We start from the raw sequence: 19,926 nt of genomic DNA, 5'->3' as shown, positions 1-19,926 counted from the left end.
CGCAACGCGCTAACGCACAGCTTCCCCGAGACGATGACCCCCAGGCAATTCGGTCAGACCCAGCCCCGGGCCTTGACGTCCGCCCATGTCAGATCCAGGCAACGCTTGATCAGCACCATCATCTCGTCGATCTGGTCGCGGGTCATCACCAGCGGTGGCGCGATGATCATTCTGTCGCCAACCGCGCGCATGATCAGCCCGTTGCCGAAGCAGTGCCCACGGCAGACCATGCCGACCTCCAGATCGGATGCAAATGGCGTGCCGCTGGCCTTGTCCCTGGCCAGCACCACCGCCCCCATCAGGCCGCAGGTCTCGGCGTCGCCGACCAGCGGATGGGCCTTCAGCGCCTCGAAGTGCTGGGCCAGGTAGGGGCCGAGGTCGTCGCGCACCCGGTCCACCAGCCGCTCGCGCTGGATCAGGCGGATGTTCGCCAGGGCCACGGCGCAGGCCACCGGATGGCCGCTGTAGGTATAGCCGTGGTTGAACTCGCCGCCCTGTTCGATCAGCACTCGGGCGACACGCTCGCCGACCATCACGCCGCCCAGCGGGATGTAGCCGGAGGTCACGCCCTTGGCGAAGGTCATCAGGTCGGGGCGGGTGCCCATGGTCTCGCAGCCCCACCAGCGGCCGGTGCGGCCGAAGCCGCAGATCACCTCGTCGGACACCAGCAGGATGCCGTACTTGTCGCAGATCGCCTGGATGGCGGGCCAGTAGGTGGCCGGCGGGATGATCACGCCGCCGGCGCCCTGGACCGGCTCGCCGATGAAGGCGGCCACGCGCTCGGGCCCGACCTCGAGGATCTTCTTCTCCAGCCAGCTTGCAGCAAGGCGTCCGAAGTCGTCGCGGCTCAGACCCTGCGGGCGGCCCAGCTCGTACCAGTAGGGCTGCTCGATGTGGGTGATGTCGGGGATCGGCAGGCCGCCCTGGGCGTGCATGCCGCTCATGCCGCCGAGCGAGGCGCCGGCCATCGTCGAGCCATGGTAGGCATTGTTTCGGCTGATGATCACCTTGCGCTCGGGCTGCCCGAGCACGTCCCAGTAGCGACGCACCATGCGCACCACGGTGTCGTTCCCCTCGGAGCCGGAGCCCGAGAAGAACACGTGCCTGAACTGCGGCGGCGTCACCTCGCTCAGCAGCTCCGCCAGCTCGATCGCCGGCGGGGTGGCGGTCTGGAAGAAGGCGTTGTAGAAGGGCAACTGCTTGAGCTGGGCGGTCGCGGCGTCGATCAGTTCCTGCCGGCCGTAGCCGACGTTGACGCACCACAGCCCGCTCATCGCGTCGAGGATCTTGTGGCCCTCGCTGTCCCAGAGGTAGATGTTCTCGGCTCGCTCGATGATGCGCGAGCCCTTCTTCGCCAGGGCGTCGAAGTCGGTGAAGGGGTGCAGGAAGTGCGCCGCGTCGGCGGCCTGCCAGTCTTGCGTGGTTCGGCTCATTTCGTTCGCTCCGCTCGGTCAGACGTGCAGGAGGAGGTGTTCACGCTCCCACGGTGAGATCACCTTCATGAACTCGGCGTATTCGATCTCCTTGACCTCGGTGTAGACGGTGACGAAGGACTCGCCCAGCACCTCGGCCAGATCCTTCTCGGCACGCAGCAGCTCGAGCGCCTCGCCCAGGCTGCGCGGCAGCTGGAAGTCGCCCAGGTAGGCGTCGCCCTTGCATTCCGGCGTGGGCTCGATGCGGTTCTTGATGCCCAGGTAACCGCAGGCCAGCGTGGCGGCCAGCGCAGCGTAGGGGTTGGCGTCGGCGCCGATGACGCGGTTCTCGATGCGTCGGGCGGCCGCGGTGGCGACCGGCGAGCGGATGCCGACGGTGCGGTTGTCGGTGCCCCACTGGATGTTGATCGGTGCGGCGTTCGAGCGCACCAGGCGGCGGTAGCTGTTCACGTAGGGGGCGAACAGCGCCATCGCCGCCGGCACGTACTTCTGCAGGCCGCCGATGTACCAGTAGAACTCCTGGCTCGGCGTGCCGTCGGCATTGCTGAAGATGTTGCGGCCGGTGGCCTTGCTGACGATGCTCTGGTGGATGTGCATCGCGCTGCCCGGCTCGCCGGCGATCGGCTTGGCCATGAAGGTGGCGAACATGTTGTGGCGCATCGCCGCCTCGCGCACCGTACGCTTGAAGAAGAACACCTCGTCGGCCAGACCCAGCGGGTGGGCGTGGAAGAAGTTGATCTCCATCTGGCCGGCACCCACTTCGTGGATCAGCGTGTCGACGTTGAGCTCCATCTTCTCGCAGTAGTCGTACACGTCCTCGAACAGCGGATCGAACTCGTTGACCGCATCGATCGAGTAGGCCTGGCGCGAGGTCTCGGAGCGGCCGCTGCGGCCGACCGGGGCCTTCAGCGGCACGTCGGGATCGGTGTTGCGCGCCACCAGGTAGAACTCCAGTTCGGGCGCGACCACCGGATTCCAGCCCTCGGACTCGAACAGCTCGCAGACCCGGCGCAGCACCGAACGCGGCGCGAACGGCACCAGCTTGCCGTTGCGGTCGAAGCAGTCGTGGATCACCTGCGCGGTGGGGTCGGTCGCCCAGGGCACGATACGCACCGTGGTCGGGTCGGGACGCAGGTGCATGTCCTGGTCGGTCGGGCTGATGACGTCGTAGTACGGCCCTTCCTCCGGGAATTCGCCGGTCACGCCCATCGCGACCACCGCCTCGGGCAGCCGCATGCCGCGGTCTTCGGTGAACTTCTCGCGCGGCAGGATCTTGCCGCGTGCCACGCCGGTGAGATCGGGCACGAGGCACTCGATCTCCGTCACGCGGCGTTCGTTGAGCCACTGTTCGAGTTCGCTGAATGTGAAGTTGTCGCGGACCACCATAAGTCACCTGTTTCATTCGCTGCGCGCTTTGGGAGGGGAGCGGCGCGCCGTCGCATCGAGCTCCGCGGTCGTTGCGGAGCCTGGCAGGGATCTAGGGCACGCGAGGACGCTCGCGGACGGATTCACGGTTGAGTTCACGGAAGCTGCGGCAGGCGTCACCGAAGGCGCGCAGCAGCTTCATCGACACCGGGTTGTCGCGCGCCTGCCATTCGGGGTGCCACTGCACCCCGAGGTTGAAGGCCGGCGCCGAAGGCAGGCTGAAAGCCTCGATGATGCCGTCCGGGGCTGTAGCCTCTGCGCGCAGCCCCGGGGCCAGGCGGTTCACGCCCTGGCCGTGCAGGCTGTTGACCTTGAAGTCGGCGCCGCCGAGCAGGGTGTCGAGCAGGCCGCCGGGGACCACGCTCACGGCGTGAGCCGGGCCGTACTGCACGTCCACCGCCTGGGCGTCGTCAGAGCGATGGTCCATCAGTCCCGGCCGCTCCTGCACCGCCTGGTGCAGCGTGCCACCCAGGGCCACGTTGGTTTCCTGGAAGCCGCGGCAGATGGCGAACAGCGGGATGCCGCGCTCGAGCGCACGCGGGATCAGCGGCAGCGTCCAGTCGTCGCGCACCGGGTCGAGCGGCAGGCTGGGGTCGTGCACCACCTCGTCGAAGTGGCGCGGGTGCACGTTGCTTGGCGAGCCGGTCAGGAACACGCCGTCGGCGAGGTCGAGCAACTCATCGATCTCGTGCGCCTGGGCCGATGGCACCACCAGCGGCAGGCAGCCGGCCAGGCGAACCGCGTCGATGTACTTCTGCCCGGCCACGTGGAAGGGGTGCAGGCCGATGATGCGGTTGCAGGCCGGCACCAGCACGACAGCGCGGGCCGGAGCGCGAGGGAGGTCAGGGCGGTTCATGAGGCGAGTCGCACAGGAGCACAGTCGGGGTGCGAGGCATGCCGGATGCAGCCATGGTGTGCAAGCAGCATGCCACGGCTGCAGCAGACTGTCTCGCCAGGACGGAGGAGGGGGCGGAAGGGCATCACAGGGCGTCCTTCAGTCGGTAGTACGCCATGCCGAGCACCAGCGCGGGCGTGCGCAGCAGACGGCCGCCGGGAAAGGCGTGGTGTTTCAGGCGTGCGAAGGTGTCGAAGCGCGAGGCGTCGCCGGCCATCGCCTCGGCCACCAGTTGGCCGGCCAGCCCGGTGAGCGCCAGCCCGTGACCGGAGAAGCCTTGCAGGTAATAGATGTTCGACGCGGTGGCCGCGCCGCCGCCCGCACCGCGTGCGGGCAGGCGCCCGAAATCGGGTGCTCGATTCATCGAGATGTCGACGAAGCCGCCCCAGGCGTGGTCGATGCGCGTGCCGGCGAGTTGGGGGAAGGTGGCGACCATGCGCTGCTGCATGCCTGCCGCGAGGTTCGCCGGAGTCACCGTGCTGTAGCTCACGCGGCCGCCGTACAGCAGGCGGGCGTCGGCGGTCGGCCGGAAGTAGTCAAGCACGAAGTTGGTGTCGCACACCGCCGAGCGCGACGGGATCAGGGCGTCGCAGCGAGCCTGATCGAGCGGCTCGGAACACACGATGTAGGTGCCGACCGGCATGATGCGGGCGTTGAGCGACGGTGCGATCTGCGGCGCGAGCTCCTGCAGGTAGACATTGCCAGCCAGCAGCACCTGCCGTGCCCGCACGCTGCCGTACGCGGTGCGCACGGTGCTGGAGGTGCCGGGGGCCGCGGCCTGTTCGAGCGCGGTGACCGCGGAGTGCTCGAACAGGCGCACCCCGAGTGAACGCGCCGCGCGGGCCAACCCCAGGCTGTACTTCAATGGGTGCAGGTGACCGGAGCGCGCATCGTGCAGGCCGCTGTGGAAACGCGGGCTGGCGATCCAGCGGGGCAGTTCGTCGGGAGCGATCCACTGCATTGGGTAGCCGTAGACGCTGGCCATGCGCTCGTGCCAGGTCTGCAGTTCGCGCGCCTTGCGAGCATTGACGGCCAGGCCCAGGTAGCCGTCCTGCCAGTCGCAGTCGATGGCAAAGCGGCGGCAGCGCGCGCGGATCAGGTCGAGCGCCTCGATCGACATGTTCCAGATGCGCTGCGCCTCGGCGAGCCCGAGTTGCGCCTCGATCTCCGACTGGTCGCAGGCCAGCCCATGGATCGCCTGGCCGCCGTTGCGGCCGGAAGCCCCCCAGCCGATCTGCCGCGCCTCGAGCAGCACCACGTTGAAGCCGCGATCGGCCAGTTCGATGGCGGCCGACAGGCCGGCCAGGCCACCGCCGACCACCGCGACATCGGCTGTCAGGTCCTCCTGCAACGGCGGCAGATCCGCCTCACGCGGCGCGGTGGCGGCGTAATACGAGTCTCGCGTGAGGTCCTGATCGGCGCGAAGGAGGCTCATACGGTAGGCGCTAGGCAGTGCTCTCGGAGAAAGGGGTTGCGCGAGGGGAAGAAGGGGCTGCCGGGGCGGGCTCAGCCCGCACGTTTCAGCGCGTCGGCCAGCGTGCCGACGATCTGGTCGACGTGCGTCTTCGAGATGATCAGCGGCGGCGACAGCGCCACGGTGTCGCCGGTGGTGCGGATCAGCACGCCGCGTTCCCAGCACTCGAGGAAGATGTCGAACGCGCGCTTGCCCGGTGAGCCGTCGATCGGTGCCAGCTCAATGCCGCCGACCAGCCCGATGTTGCGGATGTCGATCACGTGCGGCAGGCCCTTCAGGCTGTGCAGCGCGTCGGCGAAATAAGCCTCCATTTCCGACGCGCGCGTCAGCAGGCCTTCCTCGGCATAGGTGTCGAGCGTGCCGAGCGCCGCGGCGCAGGCCAGTGGGTGGCCGGAGTAGGTGTAGCCGTGGAAGAACTCGATCAGGTGCTCCGGGCCGTTCATGAACACATCGTGGATGTGCTGCTTCGCGAACACCGCACCCATCGGCACGCAGCCGTTGGTCAGACCCTTGGCGACCGTCATCAGATCGGGCGTAACGCCGAAACGCTGTGCCGCGAACGGCGCGCCGGTGCGACCGAACCCGGTGATCACCTCGTCGAAGATCAGCAGGATGCCGTGCTTGTCGCAGATCGCGCGCAAGCGCTCCAGGTAGCCCTGCGGCGGCAGCAGCACGCCGGTGGAACCGGCGACCGGCTCGACGATCACTGCGGCGATCGTGCTGGCGTCGTGCAGCGCCACCAGACGCTCCAGGTCGTCGGCCAGTTCGGCGCCGTGCTGCGGCTGGCCGATCGAGAAGGCGTTGCGCGCCGGATCGTGTGTGTGGCGGATGTGATCGACGCCGGTCAGCATCGATCCGAACATCTTGCGATTGGCGACCATGCCGCCTACCGAAATGCCGCCGAAGTTGACGCCGTGGTAGCCGCGCTCGCGACCGATCAGCCGGGTGCGCGAGCCTTCCCCGCGGGCGCGGTGGTAGGCGATCGCCATCTTCAGCGCGGTCTCGACCGACTCCGAGCCCGAGTTCGTGTAGAAGACCTTGTTCAGCCCGGCCGGCGTCAGCTGGACCAGACGCTCCGCCAGCTCGAAGGCCTTGGGGTGAGCCATGTTGAAGGGCGGAGCGAAGTCGAGCTCCAGCGCCTGGGCACGGATGGCCTCGACGATCTTCGGGCGGGCGTGGCCCGCGTTGACGCACCACAGCCCGGCGATGCCGTCCAGCACCTCGCGGCCCTCGGGCGTCCAGAAATGCATGCCCGAGGCCTTGGACAACAGCCGCGGCGCCTTCTTGAACTGCCGGTTGGCGGTGAAGGGCATCCAGTAGGCGTCGAGGTCTGTGGTCATGGAACCGGTCCTTGCAAGCGCGCGACGCATGCTGCCGCGGCGGTGTGTCACTGGACTTCAGTCTAGTCGTCGCGTGACGCAATGTGCTTGCGCAAACGGCCGGGATGAACCCGCGTGATTCGCATAAAATTCGAATAAATCAATAAATCCTGAAATACGATGGCAAACAAGCAGGATCGCAAGCAATCGGATGCGCAGCTCGATGCCGTCGACCGGAGCATCCTGCGCGAGCTCCAGACCGACGGCCGGGTCTCGAACCAGGACCTCGCGCAGCGCGTCCATCTGTCGCCCTCAGCCTGCCTGCGACGGGTCAAGCAGCTCGAGGACGGCGGGGTGATCGCCGGCTACGTGGCACTGATCAACCCGCGCGCCGTCGGCCAGCCGGGCACCAGCTACACGATCGTCAACCTGGAGCGGCTGACCACGGTGGCGATCGAGGCCTTCGAGCGGGCCGTGCTCGACGTGCCGAGCATCCTCGACTGCTTCTACGTCGCCGGCACCAACGACTACCTGATCCGCTTCACCTACAAGGATGCGGACGACCTGGAGCGCTTCCACACCCAGGTGCTGATGCGCCTGCCGGGCGTGCTGCGGTCGAATTCGATGCTCGTGCTGCGCACGGTCAAGAAGACGACAGCTCTGCAGGTCTGATTTGCTCCTTTGCGGAGCACCACGGGGAAGCCCGCAGCTTGTGTTCGTCTCATGGCTTTGACATGCTCGTTTTCATCGGGTCCGTCCAGACCCGCGAAGGAGCCCCATGGAGTTGAATGACGCGCAGCTGAGCGACTGGCGCGAGCGGGCGCTGCAGCTGGAGTCGCTGGCGGCGCGCGCAGTGATCGGGCAGCAGCGCGCCCTGCGGTTGATCACGATGGCGGTGTTCGCCCGCGGACACGTGCTGTTGCAGGGCGACGTGGGAGTCGGCAAGACGACGCTGCTGCGCAGCGTGGCGCACCTGATCGGTGGCGCTTTCGGGCGCACCGAGGGCACGATCGACCTGATGCCCAACGACCTCGTCTACCACACACACATCAGCAGCGAGGGGCGACCGCAGGTCGACCCGGGACCGTTGACGCAGCACGGCGACGAGCTGGCCATCTTCTTCTTCAACGAGATCAACCGTGCACGCCCCCAGGTGCATGCGCTGCTGCTGCGCGTGATGGCCGAACGCAGCCTGACGGCGTTCAACCGCGAGTTCCGGTTCCCACACCTGCTGGTGTTCGCCGACCGCAACCGTGTCGAACGCGAGGAGACCTTCGAGATCTCCTCCGCGGCGCGCGACCGCTTCATGATGGAGATCACCATCGACGCGCCGGCCAGCGACGAGGATCGCCGCGCGCTGATGTTCGACCCGCGCTTCCACGACACCGATGCGCTGATCGACGAGTTGCCGGCCGGCATGCTGCCCTACCGCGAGTTGCCGGCCGTGGCGGCGGCGGTGCAGCGCGGCGTGCAGGCGTCCGAGGCGCTGCGCGACTATGCGCTGCACCTGTGGCGCGCCACCGCCGCGCCGGCCGACTACGGCGTGGCACTGGATGAGGCCGACACCGCCGACCTGATGCTCGCGGGCGCCAGCCCGCGCGGCATGAGTCTGATGCTGCGGGCCGCGCGTACTGCAGCCTGGCTGGACGGCCGCAGCTACGCCACGCCGGAGGACCTGCGCTCGGTGTTCTACGAGACCATCGCCCACCGCCTTTGCCTGCAGCCGGTCTACGAATTGCGGCGCACCGAGATCATTGCGGCCCTCATGGAGGGCATCGTCTCGAAGGTGGCCGCGCCGTGAAGCCGGCGGCCCCTGCAGTGCGCGAGTTCCACTACCGTGTGCGGCACGGCGCCGCCGGCCACGTGCCGGGTGCGCACCGCAGCCGGCGCGGCGAGGCCGGCCTCGAGTTCCGCGGCCACGTGCCGCTCACGCAAGCGCCCGACACGCGGCGCATCGACGTGCACGCCAGCCTGCGCGACGCCTTCGGTCAATGGCAGGTGCGCGTGTTCAGCGAACGCAAGGCGGTGGCGGTCGTCGTGATCGCGGACCTGTCTGCCTCGATGGGCTACCGCGGCGTGCGCCGCAAGCTCGACGTGCTGGCCGACTTCACGCAGGCAGCGGCCGAGTCGGCGTGGCGCGCCGGCGACTCCTTCGGCTTCATCGGTTGCGACGAGCGGTTGCGGCGCGACTGGCTGCTGCCGCCGACGCGCCGGCGCGGCCTCGGCGGCCTGCTGGCGCAACGCCTGCGCCGGCTCGATCCGCAGGGCTCGGCGATCGGTCTGGCTGAGGCGGCGCGTGCGCTGCCGCACCGGCGCGCGCTGGTCTTCCTGGTGTCCGATTTCCACCTGCCGATCGCCGATCTCGAGACCGTGCTGGGGGGGCTGGCCCATCACGAGGTGGTGCCGGTGATGGTGTGGGATCGGCAGGAGTTCGACCCGCCCCGCAACGGCCTGATCCAGCTGGCCGACCCCGAAAGCGGCGAGCAGACGCTGGTCTGGGTGCGGCCGGCGCTGCGCGAGCGCTGGCGCGCCGTCCAGGCCGGGCGGCGCGCCGCGTTGCAGGCGCTGTTCCACCGGCATCGCCTCGATCCGCTCGTCCTCGACGACGGCTACCGGGCCGATGCGGTGAGCGCCCATTTCGTGCAGGGCTGAGCGTGGCAATCCGGCGCCTTCCGCGCGGCACGTCCCGGCCCGGTGACGCTGCACGGGCGGCCATGCTCGCCGTCGCCTGCGGCCTGCTGTCGGCGAGCGGCCTCGCTGCGGCCGATGCCGAGGACACCGAGCCGATCGTCGCGCAGGTCAACGATCCACGGGCCTACGGTCATCGGGTGGGCGACGTGCTCACGCGAACCATCGTGCTCGACGTGCCGGGCCGCCTGACGCTGGACGAGGCGTCGATCCCGACGCCTGGGCGGATCGGGCACTCCTTCGAGCTGCGGCGGGTCACGCAGGATTGGCGGCCCACGCTGCGGGGCCGGCGCTACACCCTGGGGTTCGATTACCAGGTGTTCCGCGCGCCCAGCGAACCGGTGGTGCTGGACCTGCCGTCGTTCACGCTGCGCTTCGACGGCCAGCCGCGTGGCGAAGAGCTGCGCATCGATTTCGCGCCGGTCGGCCTCGCACCGCTGGCCCCGGTCGAGGCGCCGTTGCGGGCCGGCCTGGGCACCCTGCGCCCCGATACGCCGGCGCTGCGGGTCGACACCCTGCCGGAGCGGCGACGCCTGGGCCTGTATGCCGCGTTGGCGCTGCTGCCGCTGGCCCATCTGGCGATGGTCTATCTGGGCTGGCCGTGGTGGCGACGTCGGCAGCGGCCGTTCGCGCGGGCGCGCCGACAGCTCCAGGGCGTGCTGGTGACCGCACCGACCGATGAATGGCTGGACGCGTGGCGCACCCTGCATGCGGCGCTCGATGCCACGGCCCGCCGCGTGCTCCATGCCGGCGCGGTCGATCGCTTCGTGGCCGAGCAGCCGGCCTACGCGGCGGTGCGTGGCGAGATGCTGCAGTTCTTCGAGCGCTCGGAGCGCTTCTTCTTCGGCGGGCAGGCGCCGCTCGAGGCCGATCGCCTGTGGTTGCGTGACTTCTGCCGGCGCTGCTTCGACATCGAGCGGGGACGGGCGTGAGATGGCGATGAACCCGCTCGACTCGATCGGCTGGGCGCACCCGGCCTGGCTCTGCCTGCTGCCGCTGGCACTGCTGCCGCTGTGGCGCGACGGCCGCGCGACCCAGCGCCATTCATGGCTCGCGCTGCTGCCGGCGGACCGCCCTTCGGTGCTGCTCAAGTGGCTGCTGCGCGTGCTGGGAGCCTTCGCCATTGCGAGCATCGTGGTGGCGCTGGCCGGGATGTACCGCGCCGAGTACGCGGTCGAGCGGGTGGGGCAGGGCGCCGAGATCGCGTTGCTGCTCGATCGCAGCCGCAGCATGGACGAGCGCTTCGTCAGCAGCTCGGCGTCGGTCAATGGCCCGACCCCGGGCTCGGCCGCCTGGTATGCCTACAACCAGCAGGACCAGAGCGTGCGCGTCAGCAAGGGGCAGGCGGCGCGCCAGTTGCTGGGCGAGTTCGCAGCCAGCCGGCAGCAGGACCGCTTCGCGATGGCGGTGTTCAGCACCTTGCCGATCCGGGTACTCGACTTCACCCAGAAGACCGATGTTGTGCAGGCGGCCATCGCCGCCGGCGAGATCGGGCGCGGCCTGGGCGAGACCGACATCGCCGCGGCCCTGCTCGAGGGCCTGCGCTTCTTCGATGACCGGCCCTACACCGGCTCGCGCATCGTGCTGCTGGTCTCGGACGGCGGCGACCACATCGAACCGGGTGTGCGTCAGCTCATCGTCGACCGGTTGCAGGCGCAACGCGTGTCGCTGTACTGGATCTACATCCGCTCGGCGCGCAGTCCGGGGCTGCACGCGAACGCGGGCGATGCGCCCGGCGCCGCGGACACCGTACCGGAGATCTTCCTCGATCGCTTCTTCCAGTCGGCCGGCGTGCCCTACCGCGCCTACGAGGCCGAGAACCCCGAGGCGCTGAAGCGCGCGATCGCAGACGTGGGCCGGCTGGAGAATCTGCCCATCACCTACCAGGATCTGGTGCCGCGCCGCGACCTGTCGGCGCATGCCTACGCGCTGGCGCTGGCGGCGGTGCTGCTGCTGTTCGCCAGCCGCTGGGCCGAGGGGCGATCATGGCGCTGATGACGCCGCGGACCCGGTTGAGGCTGGCCTGGGGGGCCCTGGCGCTCCTCGCGTTGGCAGCCGTCATCGACGGCTGGCGCTGGCAGGACAAGCAGCGCGACAACGCGATGATCCGTGCCGGCATCGCCGAGCGGCCCGACCCGACGGCGCGCGCCGAGCTGCGCTTCGCGCATGCCACCGAGCTGGCCCGACGTGGCGAGCACGAGGCGGCGATCGATGCCTACCGCGTGCTGCAGGACGACAGCGCGCTCGGGCGTGCCGCCCGCTACAACGCCGCGAACCAGCTGCTGCTGCAGGCGCTGGTGTTGCGTGGCTCGGCCCTGCCGGGCCAGGCGCTGCCGTTGATCGAGCTTGCGAAGGCGAGCTACCGCGAGGTGCTGCGGCAGGACCCGGAGCACTGGGAGGCCCGATACAACCTCGAGCGCGCCCAGCGGCTGCAACCCGACCCCGACGACGCGGACCCGGATGCCGGCGGGCCGCCGGAGAACGCCGAGCGCGCCGCCACGACGATGCGTGGCGTGTCGCGGGGGCTGCCGTGAAGGGCCCCGGCCTGCGGGCGCTGCTGCTGCAGGGTGGGACCGCGCGCGCCTGCCTGGCGCTCGCCGCGCTGGCGCTGACCATCACCTTCGCGTCGCCGTACCTCACCTGGGCACGGCCCCAGAGCGACATGGTGATCGTGCTCGACGTGACCCAGAGCATGGAGGTCGCCGACCAACAGCACGAAGGCCGTTCGGTCACGCGTCTGGCGCAGGCCAAGCTCGTGATCGGCGAAGCGCTGCGCAAGCTGCCGTGCGGAAGCCGCATCGGCTGGGGCCTGTTCACCGAATACCGCTCCTTCCTTCTGATGGATCCGGTGGAGGTGTGCGAGAACCAGCGGGAGTTGCTGGCCGTGCTGTCGAACATCGACGGCCGCATGGCCTGGACCGGCAACAGCGAGGTGGCCAAGGGCCTGTACAGCGGGCTGAAGATCGCCAAGGCGTTGCCGTCGAGACCGGCCCTGGTGTTCGTGACTGACGGGCAGGAGGCCCCGCCGGTCAACCCGCAGTACCGGCCCAGCGACGACGGCGCGGTGCGCGTCGCGCCGGGCTTGGTGGTGGGCGTGGGCGGCCTGTTGCCGGCACGCATCCCGAAGCACGACCTCGAGGGCCGCGCCTACGGCTACTGGGAGGCCAACGAAGTCATGCAGCTCGACCCGCGCAGCTACGGGCGGGGCGGCAGCGTGGCGGGCGAACAGATGGTCGAGGACGGCAGCGAACGCACGGGCGTGATGCTGGGTTCCACGCCCGGCAGCGAGCACTTGTCGTCGCTGCGCGAGCCCTATCTGCAACTGCTGGCCAGCGAAACGGGCCTGGCCTACCAGCGACTCACCACGCCCCAGGCGCTGTATGCGGCGCTGACCAGCGAGCAACTGGCGCATCCGGTCGCGTCGCGCGTGGATCTGCGTTGGCCGTTCGGTGTGCTCGGCCTGCTGGCGCTGCTGGCGGTCTACCTGCCGAGGCGGCGCCCCGACGGACTCAGGCCGGCCGTGTGGCGCCGCGGCGCGCCAGCTGACCGCACAGGTAGGTCCACACGAAACTTGCCGCAGCGTAGCTCGTGAGTTCGGCGTGGTCGTAGGGTGGAGCGACCTCCACGCAATCCATGCCGACGAAATCGAGATCAGCCAGTTCCTCCAGCAGCGACAGCACCTGGTTCGTCGTCATGCCGCCGGGTTCGGGTGTGCCGGTGCCTGGTGCGAACGCCGGGTCGAGGCAATCGATGTCGAGGCTGAGGTAGAGCGGCGGGTTGCCGTGGGCGGCGAGCCGCTTCCGAATCGCGGTGGTCACGGGCGCCAGCTGCGCCGGGCTCTCGAGGCCACGCAGTTGCCGCGCGTCGAAGATCTGTCCGCCCCGGGTCCGCACATAGTCGCGTGCCTCGCGTGCGCCCGCCGAGCGGATGCCGATCTGGGTGAAGCATTCGGGCAGCACCAGGCCCTCCTGGAGGGCCTCGTAGACCCACGTTCCATGGCCGCTGGGCTCGCCGAAGTGGTCTTCCCAGGTGTCGCAGTGGGCATCGAAATGGATCACCGCCAGCGGTCGGCCGAGCCAGGACTTGTAGGCCCGCAGAAGTGGCAGCGTGACCGAGTGATCGCCGCCGATCCAGGCCATGTGGTGGGCGCGGATCATCGCGTTCACGCTCGGCGCCATGGCCACGCGCATGGCTTCGAGGCTGGTGTTGGGCAGCGGCAGGTCACCGAGGTCGGTCAGGTAGGGCGCGGGGTCGATGTTGAAGTGCGGATGGATGCCGTCGCACAGCATGTGGCTTGCTTCGCGGATGGCGCGCGGACCGAAGCGAGCGCCCGGTCGGTTGGTGACCGCGCCATCCCACGCGAGGCCGGCGATGGCATAGGGCCGATCGGCTTGTGATGGAAGCTTCAGGAAGCTGCTGCCGGAGAGGAAGGCGAAGGAAGTCATGGCCGCCATCATCGTCGCTCGCGGCCCGGCGCGGCGAGCGAAGCGCGCCCCCGCCTCGAATTTCCACGATGAGAAATGGTTGTGCTGCAATGCAAAAAGCTACGATGCTGCAGTGCCGCAGATTTTTTCATGGCGAAAGAACTGATTTCACATGCGGAAATATTGTTCTCAAGTCATTGTTTTTATTGGATTTACATAGAAGTCTTATATAAGATAGAAGTCTTCTTCGGCGCGGCGTTTGGCCTTACGCTGAGGTAGCGTTTCCCCACCACCTCATTCACCACTTCCGGAGCCCGACATGAGCCAACCGACCCGTGAACAACAGATCGCCGCCCTCGAGAAAGATTGGGCGGAGAACCCGCGCTGGAAAGGCCTGAAGCGCGGCTACAGCGCTGCCGACGTGGTTCGCCTGCGCGGCAGCCTGCAGCCCGAGTACACGATCGCCAAGCGCGGCGCCGAAAAGCTGTGGGCACAGTGCAACGGCGCGTCGAAGAAGGGCTACGTCAATGCCTTCGGCGCGATCACCGCCGGTCAGGCGATGCAGCAGGCCAAGGCCGGCGTCGAGGCCGTGTATCTGTCAGGCTGGCAGGTTGCCGCCGACGGCAACACCTCCGAGACCATGTATCCCGACCAGTCGCTGTACGCCTACGACTCGGTGCCGACCATGGTCCGCCGCATCAACAATACCTTCAAGCGCGCCGACGAGATCCAGTGGTCGCGCGGCACGGGCCCCGGCGACAAGGACTTCATCGATTACTTCCTGCCGATCGTGGCCGATGCGGAAGCCGGCTTCGGCGGCGTGCTGAACGCCTTCGAACTGATGAAGAACATGATCGCCGCGGGCGCCGCCGGCGTGCACTTCGAGGACCAGCTCGCCGCAGTGAAGAAGTGCGGCCACATGGGTGGCAAGGTGCTGGTGCCGACCCAGGAAGCCTGCGAGAAGCTGATCGCCGCGCGCTTCGCCGCCGACGTGATGGGCGTGTCGACCATCGTGCTGGCCCGGACCGATGCCGAGGCCGCCAACCTGATCACCAGCGACCACGACGCCAACGACAAGCCATTCCTGACCGGCGAACGCACCCAGGAAGGCTTCTACCGCGTGAAGAACGGCCTGGAGCAGGCCATCAGCCGCGGTGTTGCCTACGCCGCCTACGCTGACCTCGTGTGGTGCGAGACCGGCACGCCGGACCTGGGATTCGCCCGTGAGTTCGCGCAGGCCGTGCATGCCAAGCACCCGGGCAAGCTGCTGAGCTACAACTGCTCGCCGTCGTTCAACTGGAAGAAGAACCTGGACGACAAGACGATCGCCGTGTTCCAGGAGAAGCTCTCGGAGCTGGGCTACAAGTACCAGTTCATCACCCTCGCAGGCATCCACATCAACTGGTACAACACCTTCCAGTTCGCCCAGGCCTATGCGAAGGGCGAGGGCATGAAGCACTACGTCGAGATGGTGCAGGAGCCCGAGTTCAAGGCGCGCGAGCAGGGCTACACCTTCGTGTCGCACCAGCAGGAAGTCGGCGCCGGCTACTTCGACGACGTCACCACGGTGATTCAGGGCGGCTCGTCCAGCGTCAAGGCGCTGACCGGCTCGACCGAGGAAGAGCAGTTCCACTGATCGGGGATCAGCGGGCGGCGCCTACAATGCGCGCTCGCATCCACGAACAAGGACGAGAAAGGCACGCCGGGTTATGACACCGCGAACGTCGACCACCATGCACCAGGGTTGTCCGACCGCAGTCTGAGCACGTCTGTTCTTTTCGTCTCGAAGCGCGGTCTCCACCGCGCTTTTTTCATTTCAGAGGCTCTTTCATGATCGTGATCACGCTTCCCGACGGCTCGCAACGCGAGTTCCCCGGCCCGGTCACCGTGGCCGAGGTCGCGGCATCGATCGGCACCGGGCTCGCGAAGGCGGCGCTGGGCGGCCGTGTCGACGGCAAGCTGGTCGACACGGGCCATCGCATCGAGGGCGATGCACGGCTCGCCATCGTCACCGACAAGGATGCCGACGGCCTCGACCTGATCCGCCACTCGACGGCCCACCTGCTGGCGTACGCAGTGAAGGAACTGTTCCCCGAAGCGCAGGTGACGATCGGACCGGTCATCGAGAACGGCTTCTACTACGACTTCTCGTACAAGCGCCCGTTCACGCCGGAGGATCTGGCGGCCATCGAGGCCAAGATGACGGAACTGGCGAAGAAGGACGAGAAGGTCGAGCGCCGCGTGCTGCCGCGCGACGAGGCCGTGGCGTACTTCAAGTCGATCGGCGAGGACTACAAGGCCGAGATCATCGCCGGCATTCCGGCCGGCCAGGATGTGTCGCTGTACCGTGAAGGGCGGTTCGAGGACCTGTGCCGCGGCCCGCACGTGCCGAGCACGGGCAAGCTCAGGCACTTCAAGCTGATGAAGGTGGCCGGCGCCTACTGGCGCGGCGACCACCGCAACGAGATGCTGCAGCGCATCTACGGCACGGCCTGGGCCAGCAAGGACGAACTGCAGCAGTATCTGCACATGCTGGAGGAGGCCGAGAAGCGCGATCACCGCAAGCTCGGCCGCGAACTCGACCTGTTCCACCTCGACGAGCACGCGCCGGGCCTCGTGTTCTGGCACCCGAAGGGCTGGACGGTTTGGCAGCAGGTCGAGCAGTACATGCGCGCGGTCTACCGCGACAACGGCTATCTCGAGGTCAAGGGGCCGCAGATTCTCGACCAGGGTCTGTGGGAGAAGACCGGACACTGGGACAAGTACAGGGAGAACATGTTCGTCACGGAGTCGGAGAAGCGTGATTACGCGCTCAAGCCGATGAACTGCCCGGGCCACATCCTCATCTACAAGCAGGGCATCAAGAGCTATCGCGACCTGCCGCTGCGTTATGGCGAGTTCGGGCAGTGCCACCGCAACGAACCCACCGGCGGCCTGCACGGCATCATGCGGGTGCGCGGCTTCACGCAGGACGACGGACACATCTTCTGCACCGAGGAGCACATCCTGCCGGAGTGCGTGGCCTACACGGCCTTGCTGCAGAAGGTCTACAAGGACTTCGGCTTCAACGACATCATCTACAAGGTCGCCACCCGGCCCGAGAAGCGGATCGGCTCCGATGCGGTCTGGGACAAGGCCGAGCACGCGCTGATGGAGAGCCTGCGGGCGTCGGGCTGCGAATTCGTCGTGTCGCCGGGTGATGGCGCGTTCTACGGCCCGAAGATCGAGTACACGCTGAAGGACGCCCTGGGTCGCCAGTGGCAGTGCGGCACGATGCAGGTCGATTTCTCGCTGCCGGAGCGCCTGGATGCGGTCTACGTGGCCGAAAGCGGAGAGCGCTTGTTCCCGGTGATGCTGCACCGGGCGATCGTCGGCAGCCTCGAGCGCTTCATCGGCATCCTCATCGAACAGCATGCCGGCGCGCTACCGGCGTGGCTCGCCCCGGTGCAGGTGATGGTGCTCAACATCACCGACGGGCAGGCCGACTACGCCGCAGAGATTGCGAAAACGCTGCAAAAACAAGGAGTTAGAGCCGGCGTCGATTTGCGCAACGAGAAAATCACGTATAAAATCCGAGAGCATTCCATGCAAAAGCTTCCGTACATCCTTGTCGTTGGCGACAAGGAAAAGGCTGCGGGGGCCGTTGCGGTGCGCGCCCGGGGTAACCAAGACCTCGGCGTGATGCCTCTAGATGCCTTTTCCCAGAGGATGGCTAGCGACATCGCCCACAAGGTGTGATGCGGGAGGAGTTCGTTTCCCGCCCCACGCCTTGGTTGTCCAGGCGCGTGTGTGTTCGATGTGGAGCCTGAGCGCAGGAACGCAAAGGGCTCGAAAGGATTCTGACCATCGCTAATTTCTTTGACCGTCGCACCCGTAACGACGAACGCAAGCACCGGCTGAACCGGGAAATCATGGCGCCGGAAGTGCGCCTGAACGGGCCCGAGAACGAGCCGCTTGGCATCGTCAGCATCCAGGAGGCCTTGCGCCTGGCGGGTGAGGCGGACGTCGATCTGGTGGAGATCTCAGCCACGGCAGACCCTCCGGTCTGCCGGCTGATGGACTACGGCAAGTTCAAGTACGCGGAGCAGAAGAAGGCCGCGGAAGCCAAGGCCAAGCAGCACGTCATCGACATCAAGGAAGTGAAGTTCCGGCCCGGTACCGACGAAGGCGATTACGCGATCAAGATGCGCAACCTGCGTCGCTTCCTCGAAGAAGGCGACAAGGGCAAGGTGACCCTGCGGTACCGCGGCCGCGAGATCACGCACCAGGACATCGGCATGCGGCTGCTCGAGCGCATCCGCGACGAACTCGCCGATGTCTCGGTGGTGGAGAACATGCCCAAGCTCGAAGGGCGCCAGATGATCATGGTGCTCGGGCCGAAGCGAAAGAAGTGAGTTCACCGTCGTTGCGGTCTGGTCGCCGCAACGAAGGCACAAGTGACCGACAGGCCCCAAGTCCGCGAGTGGTTCGCGGCGCCTGCGGGAACAAACTAGAAGGAGCAGTCATGCCCAAGATGAAGACCAAGAAGAGCGCTGCCAAGCGTTTCCGTGTCCGCCCGGGCGGCACCGTCAAGCGAGGTCAGGCGTTCAAGCGCCACATCCTCACCAAGAAGAGCACCAAGAACAAGCGCCACCTGCGGGGTACGGCGACGGTGCACGAGACCAACATGGGCCATATGGCCCAGATGCTGCCGTTCGCAGGCCTTTGAGTCGCGACGTCCAGGTCTCAGATCAATTCTTGAAGGAGTAGAAACATGCCTCGCGTCAAACGTGGTGTCACCGCACGCGCTCGTCACAAGAAGGTCCTGGAGCTCGCCAAGGGCTTCCGCGGCCGTCGCAAGAACGTCTATCGCATCGCCAAACAGGCGGTGATGAAGGCGGGCCAATACGCCTATCGTGACCGCCGCAACCGCAAGCGCGTCTTCCGTCGCCTATGGATCGCCCGCATCAACGCGGCTTCGCGCAGCCACGGCATCACCTACAGCCGCTTCATCGCCGGCATCAAGAAGGCCGCGATCGACATCGACCGCAAGATGCTCGCGGAACTGGCCGTCAACGATCCGGCCGCTTTCGGCAGCATCGTCGAGAAGGTGAAGGCCCAGCTCGCCTGATCGACGTCGGGCCTTGCAGGCCCGATGTGCACTGCAGGGGCCGAGGCGCAAGCGTCGGCCCCTCGCTTTTTCAGCGTCACCTCTTCATCCGCAAGACAGAGATCTGATGGAAGCCTTCAGTCAACTGGTGCAACAGGCGGCTCAGGCCTTCGAGAAGGCCCGTACCCCGGCCGAGCTCGAGGATGCGAAGGCTGCGTTCCTCGGCAAGAGCGGTGAACTCACGGCGCGAATGAAGCAGCTGGCGAGCCTGCCGGTCGACGAGAAGAAGGCGCGCGGCGCCGAGATCAACGCGGCCAAGCAGCAGGTCGAAGCGGCGTTGACGGCGCGCCGCCAGGCCATGGCCGATGCCGAACTGGCGCAGCAGCTGCGCGCCGAGTCGCTCGATGTGACTCTGCCGGGCCGGCGCCGCGGCAGCGGCGGCCTGCATCCGATCACTCGCGCGATGGAGCGCATCGAGGCGATCTTCGGCTCGATGGGCTTCGAGGTGGCCGACGGCCCGGAGATCGAAACCGACTGGTTCAATTTCACTGCACTGAACACGCCAGCCGACCATCCGGCGCGCTCGATGCACGACACCTTCTATGTCGAGGGCGGCCAGGTGCTCCGCACCCACACCAGCCCGATGCAGATCCGCCACGCGGTACGGCACGTGAAAGCGCACCGCGCCGCGCTCGATGCCGGGCTGCCGATGCCGGAGATCCGCGTCATCGCTCCGGGGCGCACCTACCGCGTCGACAGCGATGCGACGCACTCGCCGATGTTCCACCAGGTCGAGGGGCTGTGGGTGGGGCAGAACATCAGCTTCAAGGACCTGAAGTCGGTCTACGTGAGCTTCATCCGAGCCTTCTTCGAGACCAGTGACCTGCAGATCCGCTTCCGGCCCAGCTACTTTCCGTTCACCGAACCGAGCGCCGAGATCGACATGATGTTCGGCAGCGGTCCGCTGAAGGGCCGCTGGCTCGAGGTGTCGGGGTCCGGACAGGTGCACCCGCAGGTGATCCGCAACATGGGCCTGGACCCAGAGCGCTACATCGGCTTCGCCTTCGGCTCGGGCATCGACCGGCTGGCGATGCTGCGCTATGGCGTCAGCGACCTTCGGCTGTTCTTCGACGGTGACCTGCGCTTCCTGTCGCAGTTCAAGTGATCCGACTTCCCCAA

At 67.5% G+C, this 19,926-nt stretch carries 20 protein-coding genes; 14 read left to right on the top strand and 6 right to left on the bottom strand.

The window, feature by feature from the left end; translation table 11 throughout:
• Positions 1-53: 53 nt before the first annotated feature.
• The 5 genes from MPE_RS09580 to aptA form a co-directional block, all read right to left on the bottom strand.
• Positions 54-1,433 (bottom strand): aspartate aminotransferase family protein, encoded by a 1,380-nt coding sequence (locus tag MPE_RS09580; RefSeq protein WP_011829497.1) that lies wholly within the window; start codon positions 1,431-1,433, stop codon positions 54-56.
• An 18-nt stretch (positions 1,434-1,451) separates the two neighbouring features.
• Complete coding sequence (locus MPE_RS09575; RefSeq protein ID WP_036229350.1) at positions 1,452-2,819, bottom strand: glutamine synthetase family protein; 1,368 nt, start codon at positions 2,817-2,819, stop codon at positions 1,452-1,454.
• A gap of 91 nt (positions 2,820-2,910) precedes the next feature.
• Positions 2,911-3,714 carry a gamma-glutamyl-gamma-aminobutyrate hydrolase family protein gene (locus MPE_RS09570; RefSeq protein WP_011829495.1) on the bottom strand — a complete coding sequence of 268 codons (804 nt, stop codon included), beginning with the start codon at positions 3,712-3,714 and terminating at the stop codon, positions 2,911-2,913.
• Between the two features lie 124 nt (positions 3,715-3,838).
• Entirely contained in the window at positions 3,839-5,188 is a 1,350-nt protein-coding gene (locus MPE_RS09565) for an NAD(P)/FAD-dependent oxidoreductase (RefSeq protein WP_011829494.1), read from the bottom strand.
• Between the two features lie 71 nt (positions 5,189-5,259).
• Positions 5,260-6,567 carry an omega-aminotransferase AptA gene (gene aptA, locus MPE_RS09560; RefSeq protein ID WP_011829493.1) on the bottom strand — a complete coding sequence of 436 codons (1,308 nt, stop codon included), beginning with the start codon at positions 6,565-6,567 and terminating at the stop codon, positions 5,260-5,262.
• A gap of 159 nt (positions 6,568-6,726) precedes the next feature.
• On the opposite strand from aptA, the gene MPE_RS09555 reads away from it, so the two are divergent.
• The 7 genes from MPE_RS09555 to MPE_RS24310 all read left to right on the top strand — a co-directional run bounded on the left by MPE_RS09555 (position 6,727) and on the right by MPE_RS24310 (position 12,826).
• Positions 6,727-7,218 carry an Lrp/AsnC family transcriptional regulator gene (locus tag MPE_RS09555; RefSeq protein ID WP_011829492.1) on the top strand — a complete coding sequence of 164 codons (492 nt, stop codon included), beginning with the start codon at positions 6,727-6,729 and terminating at the stop codon, positions 7,216-7,218.
• 106 nt (positions 7,219-7,324) lie between these two features.
• Positions 7,325-8,347 carry an AAA family ATPase gene (locus MPE_RS09550; RefSeq protein ID WP_011829491.1) on the top strand — a complete coding sequence of 341 codons (1,023 nt, stop codon included), beginning with the start codon at positions 7,325-7,327 and terminating at the stop codon, positions 8,345-8,347.
• Positions 8,344-9,198 (top strand): DUF58 domain-containing protein, encoded by an 855-nt coding sequence (locus tag MPE_RS23780; protein ID WP_011829490.1) that lies wholly within the window; start codon positions 8,344-8,346, stop codon positions 9,196-9,198. The genes MPE_RS09550 and MPE_RS23780 overlap by 4 nt, the downstream gene beginning before the upstream one ends.
• A gap of 62 nt (positions 9,199-9,260) precedes the next feature.
• Entirely contained in the window at positions 9,261-10,166 is a 906-nt protein-coding gene (locus MPE_RS09540) for a hypothetical protein (RefSeq protein ID WP_011829489.1), read from the top strand.
• Positions 10,167-10,173: 7 nt separating this feature from the next.
• Positions 10,174-11,229 (top strand): vWA domain-containing protein, encoded by a 1,056-nt coding sequence (locus MPE_RS09535; RefSeq protein ID WP_036229385.1) that lies wholly within the window; start codon positions 10,174-10,176, stop codon positions 11,227-11,229.
• A complete protein-coding gene (locus MPE_RS24315; protein ID WP_011829487.1) occupies positions 11,229-11,768 on the top strand; it encodes a hypothetical protein in 540 nt (179 codons plus the stop codon). Before MPE_RS09535 ends, MPE_RS24315 begins: the two co-directional genes overlap by 1 nt.
• Positions 11,765-12,826, top strand: coding sequence for a vWA domain-containing protein (locus MPE_RS24310; protein ID WP_011829486.1), 1,062 nt, complete (start codon positions 11,765-11,767; stop codon positions 12,824-12,826). The genes MPE_RS24315 and MPE_RS24310 overlap by 4 nt, the downstream gene beginning before the upstream one ends.
• On the opposite strand, the gene speB is transcribed toward MPE_RS24310, so the two are convergent.
• A complete protein-coding gene (gene speB / locus MPE_RS09520) occupies positions 12,744-13,679 on the bottom strand; it encodes an agmatinase (RefSeq protein ID WP_148210920.1) in 936 nt (311 codons plus the stop codon). The two genes, MPE_RS24310 and speB, sit on opposite strands and share 83 nt — an antisense overlap.
• Between speB and MPE_RS24305 the strand changes: the two genes are divergently transcribed.
• The 7 genes from MPE_RS24305 to pheS all read left to right on the top strand — a co-directional run bounded on the left by MPE_RS24305 (position 13,678) and on the right by pheS (position 19,912).
• Positions 13,678-13,824 (top strand): hypothetical protein, encoded by a 147-nt coding sequence (locus MPE_RS24305; RefSeq protein ID WP_155935775.1) that lies wholly within the window; start codon positions 13,678-13,680, stop codon positions 13,822-13,824. The two genes, speB and MPE_RS24305, sit on opposite strands and share 2 nt — an antisense overlap.
• Before the next feature lie 153 nt (positions 13,825-13,977).
• Positions 13,978-15,294, top strand: coding sequence for an isocitrate lyase (gene aceA, locus MPE_RS09515; RefSeq protein ID WP_011829484.1), 1,317 nt, complete (start codon positions 13,978-13,980; stop codon positions 15,292-15,294).
• Positions 15,295-15,488: 194 nt separating this feature from the next.
• Positions 15,489-17,396 carry a threonine--tRNA ligase gene (gene thrS, locus MPE_RS09510; RefSeq protein WP_011829483.1) on the top strand — a complete coding sequence of 636 codons (1,908 nt, stop codon included), beginning with the start codon at positions 15,489-15,491 and terminating at the stop codon, positions 17,394-17,396.
• 98 nt (positions 17,397-17,494) lie between these two features.
• The gene (infC, locus tag MPE_RS09505) at positions 17,495-18,052 is read left to right on the top strand and encodes a translation initiation factor IF-3 (RefSeq protein WP_081771180.1); all 558 of its coding nucleotides are present in this window, start codon (positions 17,495-17,497) and stop codon (positions 18,050-18,052) included.
• 110 nt (positions 18,053-18,162) lie between these two features.
• Positions 18,163-18,366, top strand: a complete 204-nt coding sequence (gene rpmI / locus MPE_RS09500) for a 50S ribosomal protein L35 (protein ID WP_011829481.1) — start codon at positions 18,163-18,165, stop codon at positions 18,364-18,366.
• A gap of 45 nt (positions 18,367-18,411) precedes the next feature.
• Complete coding sequence (gene rplT / locus MPE_RS09495) at positions 18,412-18,768, top strand: 50S ribosomal protein L20 (protein ID WP_011829480.1); 357 nt, start codon at positions 18,412-18,414, stop codon at positions 18,766-18,768.
• Positions 18,769-18,874: 106 nt separating this feature from the next.
• Positions 18,875-19,912: a phenylalanine--tRNA ligase subunit alpha gene (gene pheS, locus MPE_RS09490; protein ID WP_011829479.1), complete on the top strand. Its 1,038-nt coding sequence runs from the start codon at positions 18,875-18,877 to the stop codon at positions 19,910-19,912.
• Positions 19,913-19,926: the final 14 nt, after the last annotated feature.

The sequence above is a fragment of the Methylibium petroleiphilum PM1 genome (assembly GCF_000015725.1).
Lineage (GTDB): Bacteria > Pseudomonadota > Gammaproteobacteria > Burkholderiales > Burkholderiaceae_C > Methylibium > Methylibium petroleiphilum.
This window is presented reverse-complemented; position numbering and strand designations above follow the sequence as displayed.

Coding starts and splice junctions, on each gene's coding strand:
- MPE_RS09565 (WP_011829494.1), bottom strand. CDS start 5,188: ATGAGCCTCCTTCGCGCCGATCAGGACCTCACGCGAGACTCGTATTAC.
- speB (WP_148210920.1), bottom strand. CDS start 13,679: ATGACTTCCTTCGCCTTCCTCTCCGGCAGCAGCTTCCTGAAGCTTCCA.
- MPE_RS09540 (WP_011829489.1), top strand. CDS start 9,261: ATGCTCGCCGTCGCCTGCGGCCTGCTGTCGGCGAGCGGCCTCGCTGCG.
- MPE_RS09575 (WP_036229350.1), bottom strand. CDS start 2,819: ATGGTGGTCCGCGACAACTTCACATTCAGCGAACTCGAACAGTGGCTC.
- MPE_RS09580 (WP_011829497.1), bottom strand. CDS start 1,433: ATGAGCCGAACCACGCAAGACTGGCAGGCCGCCGACGCGGCGCACTTC.
- thrS (WP_011829483.1), top strand. CDS start 15,489: ATGATCGTGATCACGCTTCCCGACGGCTCGCAACGCGAGTTCCCCGGC.
- pheS (WP_011829479.1), top strand. CDS start 18,875: ATGGAAGCCTTCAGTCAACTGGTGCAACAGGCGGCTCAGGCCTTCGAG.
- MPE_RS09535 (WP_036229385.1), top strand. CDS start 10,174: ATGAACCCGCTCGACTCGATCGGCTGGGCGCACCCGGCCTGGCTCTGC.
- rplT (WP_011829480.1), top strand. CDS start 18,412: ATGCCTCGCGTCAAACGTGGTGTCACCGCACGCGCTCGTCACAAGAAG.
- MPE_RS24305 (WP_155935775.1), top strand. CDS start 13,678: ATGGCCGCCATCATCGTCGCTCGCGGCCCGGCGCGGCGAGCGAAGCGC.
- MPE_RS09550 (WP_011829491.1), top strand. CDS start 7,325: ATGGAGTTGAATGACGCGCAGCTGAGCGACTGGCGCGAGCGGGCGCTG.
- MPE_RS09570 (WP_011829495.1), bottom strand. CDS start 3,714: ATGAACCGCCCTGACCTCCCTCGCGCTCCGGCCCGCGCTGTCGTGCTG.
- aptA (WP_011829493.1), bottom strand. CDS start 6,567: ATGACCACAGACCTCGACGCCTACTGGATGCCCTTCACCGCCAACCGG.
- MPE_RS09555 (WP_011829492.1), top strand. CDS start 6,727: ATGGCAAACAAGCAGGATCGCAAGCAATCGGATGCGCAGCTCGATGCC.
- MPE_RS24315 (WP_011829487.1), top strand. CDS start 11,229: ATGACGCCGCGGACCCGGTTGAGGCTGGCCTGGGGGGCCCTGGCGCTC.
- aceA (WP_011829484.1), top strand. CDS start 13,978: ATGAGCCAACCGACCCGTGAACAACAGATCGCCGCCCTCGAGAAAGAT.
- rpmI (WP_011829481.1), top strand. CDS start 18,163: ATGCCCAAGATGAAGACCAAGAAGAGCGCTGCCAAGCGTTTCCGTGTC.